Source organism: Dokdonella sp. (genome assembly GCF_039926425.1).
In the GTDB taxonomy this organism is placed as follows: Bacteria; Pseudomonadota; Gammaproteobacteria; order Xanthomonadales; family Rhodanobacteraceae; genus Dokdonella_A.
Window position 1 is genome coordinate 1 of the sequence record NZ_JBDSWZ010000002.1, and the last position, 3,202, is coordinate 3,202.

The 3,202-nt window shown below is 64.7% G+C and carries 2 protein-coding genes and 1 pseudogene; 2 read left to right on the forward strand and 1 reads right to left on the reverse strand.

What is annotated here, in order from left to right:
• Together ABIV12_RS00030 and egtD are read left to right on the forward strand one after the other, a co-directional pair.
• Positions 1 to 212 (forward strand): annotated as a pseudogene (locus tag ABIV12_RS00030) (ergothioneine biosynthesis protein EgtB); the annotation flags it as partial.
• Positions 209 to 1,189: an L-histidine N(alpha)-methyltransferase gene (egtD, locus tag ABIV12_RS00035; protein WP_348054934.1), complete on the forward strand. Its 981-nt coding sequence runs from the start codon at positions 209 to 211 to the stop codon at positions 1,187 to 1,189. The pseudogene ABIV12_RS00030 and the gene egtD, both read left to right, overlap by 4 nt.
• A gap of 97 nt (positions 1,190 to 1,286) precedes the next feature.
• Here egtD and ABIV12_RS00040 read toward each other — a convergent pair whose 3' ends face one another.
• Entirely contained in the window at positions 1,287 to 3,041 is a 1,755-nt protein-coding gene (locus tag ABIV12_RS00040) for a 3-hydroxybutyrate oligomer hydrolase family protein (protein ID WP_348054936.1), read from the reverse strand.
• Between the last annotated feature and the right edge of the window lie 161 nt (positions 3,042 to 3,202).

Genomic DNA, 3,202 nt, shown 5'->3' on the forward strand with positions numbered 1-3,202 from the left:
AGTGGACGTCGAGCCCGTACGTCGCCTACCCGGGGTTCAAGCCGCTTGGCGGATCACTCGGCGAGTACAACGGCAAGTTCATGTCCGGTCAGTGGATCCTGCGCGGCGGTTCGTGCGCAACGCCGGCCGATCATATCCGCGCCACCTATCGCAATTTCTTTCTTCCCGCCGACCGCTGGCAGTTCAGCGGCTTCCGACTGGCCACGCCATGACCAAACTCGAACTTGCACGCCAACTCGTCGACCCCGCGTCGGTCCGCAGCGAACTGCTGGCGGATGTGCGGCGCGGATTTCGCACGCATCCCAAGCGTCTGTCGTCGAAATATTTCTACGATGAGCGCGGCTCGCAGTTGTTCGAGGACATCTGCGAACAGCCCGAGTATTACCTCACGCGCACCGAGCTTGCGCTGATGCGCGAGCACGTCGACGCGATTGCCGACACGCTGGGGCCGGAGGTTCTGCTGGTCGAGTACGGCAGCGGCAGCGGACTGAAGACGGATTTGTTGCTTGCAGCGCTCGATCGGCCGGTGGCCTATGCTCCGGTCGAGATCTCGCTCGAAGCGCTCGACGCCAGCGTTCGCCGCCTCGCCGAGCGTCATCGGGGAATCGAGATGCTTCCGGTGTGTGCCGATTTCACGCGCGGCGTGGTGTCTCCGCGGCCGAAGCGCGCAGCGGCACGCACGGTCGTCTATTTCCCCGGTTCGACCCTCGGCAACTTTGACGCATCCGACGCGGTGGCGTTGATGAAGCAGATGCGTGCGCAGATCGGCACGCGCGGCGCGGCGCTGATTGGAATCGATCTGAAAAAGGATCCGGCGATCATCGAGGCCGCGTACAACGACGCAGCTGGTGTGACCGCCGCATTCACGATGAACCTGCTGGTGCGCCTCAACCGCGAACTCGGAGCGGATTTCGACCTCGCGCGTTTTCGTCACAGCGCGGTCTACAACGCACTGGCCGGCCGCATCGAGACGCACATCGTCAGTCTCGATTCCCAGGACGTCCACATCGAAGGCGGCACGTTCCACTTCGAGCGACACGAAGGAATGCTGGTCGAGTACAGCTGCAAGTATTCGATCGAGGACTTCGGAAAGCTGGCGGCGAAGGCCGGACTGCGCATGAAGCGCCACTGGACCGATTCGCTCGGGCAGTTTGCCGTGGTGTATCTCGAATCGATCGCCACCGATTGAGGGTGAAGGGGAAGAGCGGAAGACGGAAACACGACGAACACGACGGAAAAGACAGGATTTGGTTTTTCTGCTTCGTGTCCTTCGTGTTTCAAACTGTTCAATCGCTCTGTACGAGCCTGTCGAGGTTCGCAGCCTCCAACGCGACATTGCCGCGAGCGGTCGTCGCGAATCGGTGTGATGGAGACAGGGGCACGTTTCGCGTGAGATGCGCGAATAGCGCATCCAGCGCTGCGTAGGCATAGGGCATCAGCGGCACATGGCGTTCGCCGAATCGCGGCAGTGCGAGAAACGCGTCGAAGTGTTGTGCGTGCGGGACGCGCCAATACACGGGTCGGCATCCCGCTTCTTCAATTGCCTCCACATACGGTCCACTGGAGAACGCGATCGGCAGCAACCCGTCCCGTTCTCCATGCACGACGATGATCGGCAAGTCGGTGTGCGGAAGCGTCACGGCGGTCTCCGCGACGGCAGTGCGAAGCCTCTGCGGAGCCTGGTCGTTCCCCGTCCAAAGCGCACGCAACGCCTCGAGGCCGGTCGCCGTCGGATCGTCCGATCCATCGACGCCACCGAGAAGCAGGACGTCCGCGCCAGGCGAAATTCCGCTCGCATCGGACCACCACGCTGATCGAGCAGTCGCGTCAGCCGCGATCGGTGTCCCGTCGGTCGCGACCGCGCTCATGCGAAAGCCGCACGGCATCCCGTTGGCGGATGCGCGCAGGTACGCGCTCGCGCAGGTCGCGGCGAGCGAGCGCCACAGGTCGAATGCGGTCGTCGCTGCCGCGGTCTCGATCGCCGGCAGTGTCCAGCCGCTTGCGATCAATCGGTCGAGCGCGTCTTTCGCTCGCGCTGCGACCGTCGCACCCGAGATGTTCGCGCCTTCGCGAAGTCGCCCGGACCGTGCGATCCACTGCGCCGGAATCGCGCCGCCAACGCGTGCAAACGGGATCGCGTCGAAGCGCGCATCGGCCAGCGCGCATGGAAGATACAGCGCAGCCTCGGTCGCGTAGTCGAACAGAGAACGACCGCGCCCTGCGACGTGAACGTTCGGTTCCACCGCAACGACGCCCGCCAGCACATGGTGCTCGTCGATTCCCGCAGCCTGCAACGCGGCGGCGCCTCCGTTGGACAGACCCACTGCAATCACACGCGTGTTGGCCGGCGTGAACGGAGCCTGCTGCGGATACGCGCGGTCGAGCATCGCAAGACCAAATGCCGCCGCCTGCAACACATGACGGCCCCAGTCGGCTTCGGGATGATCGCCCGAATGCGCGTGCTTCACCGCAACGCCACTTGATCCGTGATGCGCACCAGGTTCGAAGTCGAGCATCGCGTCGTCGCGCTGCGCGCGCGTGCCATCGAGCCTCACGCCGGTCTGGGTGTCGAGATCGAAATAGCCGGGACCGGTGCCCTTGTCCGTGTAGACGACCGCGCAGCCGCGCGGCAAACCCCATGCGCCGGCAAGCGCGATCGCACCGTACACCCCACGCGAACCCGACGACGGCGCGACCAGCAGACAGCGCGCATGCACATCGAACGCATCCGGCGCCTGCAGCAGCACGCGATGCGGCGCGTGCGCCCCAGGCAATCGTGCGAACGCATGAAACTCGCGCCCTGCAACGGCCTGCGTCGCGCCGTACACAAGGCCGTAGCCACCGAGCGGCTGCAGATCCGCGATTCCTTGCCAGCTCGTGCGGATCGAGCGGCGCCGCAGTTCCGCTGGTGTCGGCAAGGCAGGATCGGCAAACGCGGCCGGCCGAGCGCGCAGGCCGAACAGACCGAGGCCGGCGGTCAACAGGTCATCGTGGTCGCGATGGATGGTCTCGCGGATCTCGCCGACGGTTGGATGATGCATTGCGACCTCCGCGCGAGGGCTTGTCGTCATGCCACGTGAAGACTAACGGCTCGATGGCGCTTTCGTTGGCTTGATGAATTCCACGCGACGGAAGCGCAGCGCCGACCAGTCCTCATCGATGGCGACCGCACGCACCGTATCGAAACCGAGACGCTTCAGCA